Origin of the sequence: Arthrobacter sp. GCM10027362, assembly GCF_042679445.1 — a bacterium.
GTDB lineage: Bacteria > Actinomycetota > Actinomycetes > Actinomycetales > Micrococcaceae > Crystallibacter.
Genome location: NZ_JBHTML010000261.1, coordinates 1 through 4,230, shown reverse-complemented (window position 1 = coordinate 4,230; position 4,230 = coordinate 1). Strand labels below are relative to the sequence as shown.

3 protein-coding genes are annotated in these 4,230 nt (G+C 70.4%); all 3 read left to right on the top strand.

Going from position 1 to position 4,230, the window contains the following annotated elements:
- The first annotated feature begins 233 nt into the window (after window positions 1-233).
- The 3 genes from ACFQ36_RS21130 to ACFQ36_RS21120 all read left to right on the top strand — a co-directional run bounded on the left by ACFQ36_RS21130 (window position 234) and on the right by ACFQ36_RS21120 (window position 4,082).
- Window positions 234-1,442, top strand: coding sequence for a cysteine desulfurase-like protein (locus ACFQ36_RS21130; RefSeq protein ID WP_377017255.1), 1,209 nt, complete (start codon window positions 234-236; stop codon window positions 1,440-1,442).
- A 98-nt stretch (window positions 1,443-1,540) separates the two neighbouring features.
- Entirely contained in the window at window positions 1,541-2,575 is a 1,035-nt protein-coding gene (locus tag ACFQ36_RS21125; protein WP_377017253.1) for an LLM class flavin-dependent oxidoreductase, read from the top strand.
- 58 nt (window positions 2,576-2,633) lie between these two features.
- Complete coding sequence (locus tag ACFQ36_RS21120) at window positions 2,634-4,082, top strand: lipase maturation factor family protein (RefSeq protein WP_377017251.1); 1,449 nt, start codon at window positions 2,634-2,636, stop codon at window positions 4,080-4,082.
- Window positions 4,083-4,230: the final 148 nt, after the last annotated feature.

Genomic DNA, 4,230 nt, shown 5'->3' with positions numbered 1-4,230 from the left:
GGTGCACCCGCCACCGGGTCAGCGCCCACGGAATGACGCCGGCGGCGGTTGCAGGCACGACGGCGAAGGCGGCGGTGCCCAGCGCCGCCCGGCGGCGCTCCGCCTGGAGGGACCCGTTCATGGGCACCATTCTCCCGCCGTCCGGCACCAGCGAGACACGGACGGCACCCGGTGCCGGCCGCCCTGTCGGCGGGCGCGGCTATGATCGGAACCATCCGCCCGGAAGGATCGTCATGGCTCCCGAGATGGCTCTCGATATTGCCCGGCTGCGCACCCACTTCCCGTCCCTGTCCTCGGGCATCGCCCACTTCGACAGTGCCGGCGGCACCCAGACCCCCGGCGTCGTCGGGCGGGCCGTTGCGGCGACGCTGACCGGACCGCTGTCCAACCGCGGCACCAACCTGCTCCCGGAGCGGAACGCGGAGCAGGCGGTGGCCGGCTTCCGTTCGGCCTTCGCGGACTTCCTCAATGCCGACCCGCGCGGAGTGGTCTACGGGCGCAGTGCCACCCAGCTCGGCTACGACTTTTCCCGCCATCTGGGCCGGGACTGGGGCCCCGGGGACGAAATCGTCGTCACCCGGCTGGACCATGACGCCAACATCCGCCCGTGGGTACAGGCCGCGGCGCGGCAGGGCGCCACGGTACGCTGGATCGGTGTCGACCCGGACACGGCCGGACTGTGCATGGACCAGGTGGCCGATGCCGTGGGACCGGCCACGCGGCTGGTGGCCGTCACCGCGGCATCCAACCTGCTCGGAACCCGCCCGGACATACCGGCCATCGCGCGGCTGGCCCATGCGGCCGGGGCGCTGCTCTACGTGGACGGGGTGCACTACGCGGCGCATGCGGCCGTGGACATCCGCGCGCTCGGGGCCGACTTCTTCGTCTGTTCGCCGTACAAGTTCTTCGGCCCGCATTGCGCCGTCTTGGCCGCGGAGCCGGACCTGCTCGGGTCCATCCGGCCGGACAAGCTGCTGCCCTCCACCGACGCGGTGCCCGAGCGCTTCGAGTTCGGCACCCTCCCGTACGAGCTGCTGGCGGGGGCAACGGCGGCGGTGGACTTCATCGCTTCGCTCGGCGGGACGGGCGGCCGGCGCGAACGGCTGGCCGGCGCCTTCGCGGCGATCGAAGCGCGCGAGGCAGGCCTGCTGGCCAGGGTAGAGGAGTTCCTGGCCGGCCTCGACGCCGCGACCGTGCATTCGCGGTCGGCCGCGCGCACCGCCACCCTGCTGGCCAGCTTCCGCGGGCATGAGGCTGCCCAAGTCAGCAGGTTCCTGGCCGGCCGGGATGTCCAGGCCCCGGCGGGCAGCTTCTACGCCGTGGAAGCCTCGCGCCGGCTCGGCCTCGGCGACGCCGGCGGCCTGCGGATCGGGCCCGCCCCGTACACCTCCGACGAGGATGTGCAGCGGCTGCTGGACGGGCTCGCAGAGTACTTCTCGTAAAGGCGGTAACCGCGAGGACCGGAATAGTGTGCCCGTGCCCCCCCGTTGCATGTAAAGATGCATATGCATTGAATTTTGGAGGAGAGAGGCGCCGCACCATGGCACACACAATCGAGCTCGGCCTCGACACGTTCGGGGACGTCACCGTCGGCGCGGACGGGAACCTGCTGCCGCACGACCAGGTGGTGCGCAACGTGGTCGAGGAGGCCGTTCTCGCGGACGAGCTGGGCCTGGACTTCATCGGCATCGGCGAACACCACCGCGAGGACTTCGCCGTCTCCGCCCCGGAGGTGGTGCTGGCCGCCATCGCGGGCCGGACCCGCCGCATCCGCCTCGGATCCGCCGTCACCGTGCTCAGCTCGGACGACCCGGTGCGCGTCTTCCAGCGCTTCGCCACGCTGGACGCCGTCTCCAACGGCCGCGCCGAAGTGATTCTGGGCCGGGGTTCCTTCACGGAGTCCTTCCCGCTGTTCGGCTTCGACCTGAGCCAGTACGACGAACTCTTCGACGAAAAGCTGAACCTCTTCACCGAGCTGCGCCGGGAGCAGCCGGTCAGCTGGGCCGGCCGCACCCGGCCGGCGCTGCGGGAACAGGCGATCTACCCGCCCACCGCCTCCGGCTCGCTGCCCACCTGGATCGCCGTCGGCGGCACCCCGCAGTCGGTGGTCCGCGCCGCACACTACGGGCTGCCCCTGATGCTCGCGATCATCGGCGGGGCGCCGCTGAACTTCGCCCCGTTCGTGGACCTGTACAAACGGGCGCTGAAGCAGTTCGGCCGGCCCGCCCTGCCCGTCGGCGCGCACTCGCCCGGCTACATCGCCGCCACCGATGAGCAGGCGAAGGAGGAAATGTGGCCGCACTACGTGCAGATGCAGGAACGCATCGGCCGCGAGCGCGGCTGGGGCCGGATGAGCCGGGCGCAGTTCGAAGCCGAGGCCGGTCCGGACGGGGCCCTGTTCGTCGGCTCGCCCGGGACGGTGGCCGCCAAGATCGTCAAGGTGGTCCGGGGGCTGGGCCTGTCCCGCTTCGATCTGAAGTACAGCCTGGGCACGCTGCCGCACGAGCAGCTGATGACCAGCATCGGGCTTTACGGGCGCGAGGTAGCTCCCGCGGTGCGCGAAGCGCTCGCCTGACGCCCGTGCGGCGGCAGCCCTTGACAGCTTTCGGTGCCGTTCTAACGTTGAAACTGCCATGGAGTGGTTCAGCGCCGACGGGTTTGAACTGGCGCGGCAGGTGCTGCAGCGGGGCATCGCCGCGGTCTACCTGATTGCGTTCCTCTCTGCTGCAGCCCAGTTCCCGGCGCTGTTGGGCGAGCACGGGCTGCTGCCGGTGCCGCGCTACCTGGGTTGGTCCGGGGCGCGGGGTCCGACCCTCTTCCGCTGGCGCTATTCGGACGGGCTGCTGCTGGCCGTGGCGTGGGCGGGGGCGGCGGTGGCGGCGCTGCTGGTGGCCGGGCTGCCGCAGGCCGGGCCGCCATGGCTGCCGATGCTGGCGTTCCTGCTGCTGTGGGGCCTGTACATGTCGATCGTGAACGTGGGCCAGACGTTCTATTCCTTCGGCTGGGAAACCCTGCTGCTGGAGGCGGGCTTCATGGCCGCCTTCCTGGGCTCGAACGAGGTGGCTCCGCCGCTTCCCATTCTCCTGCTGTTCATCTGGCTGGCCTTCCGGCTGGAATTCGGCGCCGGGATGATCAAGATGCGCGGCGACCGCTGCTGGCGCGACTTCACCGCCCTCTACTACCACCATGAAACCCAGCCGATGCCCGGCCCGCTCAGCTGGTTCTTCCACCACCTGCCCAAACCGCTGCACCGGGTCGAGGTGCTGGGCAACCACATCGCCCAACTGGTGGTGCCGTTCCTGCTCTTTGCGCCGCAGCCGGTGGGCAGCATCGCGGCGGCCGTGGTCATTGTCACGCAGCTGTGGCTGGTGCTGTCAGGTAACTTCGCCTGGCTGAACTGGCTGACCATCATCATCGCCTTTGCCGCCGTCGGCGATTACGCGGTCCAGGCCGTGGTGCCGGGCCTGGGCAATTTCACGCCCCCCTATGCGCCGACGCCGGCCTGGTTCACCGTCGTCGTGCTGGCCGTGTCGGTCCTGCTGCTGGTGCTCAGCTACTGGCCGGCGCGCAACCTCCTCTCCCGCCACCAGCTAATGAACACCAGCTTCAACCGCTGGCACCTGGGCAATGCCTACGGCGCCTTTGGCACGATCACCCGCCAGCGCTACGAAATCATCGTGGAGGGGTCCCTGGACGGCACCGCGTGGCGGGAATACGAGTTCAAGGGCAAGCCGGGGGACCCCGGCCGGATGCCCCGGCAGTTCGCCCCCTACCACCTGCGGCTGGACTGGCTGATGTGGTTCCTGGCCTTGGGGTCGCGCGGCGAGAGCTGGTTCATCCCGTTCCTGCGCAAGCTGCTGGACGCGGACAAGCCGACGCTGCGCCTGCTGCGCATGGACCCGTTCGAGGGCGAAGCGCCGAAGTATGTCCGAGCCCGCATATTCCATTACCGCTATTCGACCTGGGCCGAGAAGCGGAAGACCGGACTGTGGTGGATCCGCCGCCCGGCCGGGGTGCTGGTCCAGCCGCTGACGCTGTCCGACGGTGCCCGCCGGCGGTACTGGATGAGCGACTGGAGCTAGCCGGCGGGCATCCCTGCGGTCCCGGCCGAATGCAGCCCCGGGCGAACCGGCAGACCGCTTCGCCTGCCGCACGGACCGGACCATCAGGCTGGCCACGATGCCGGCCCGGACGAAGTGGCCGCGGCGGGCCCTGGACGCCGGGCGTGCT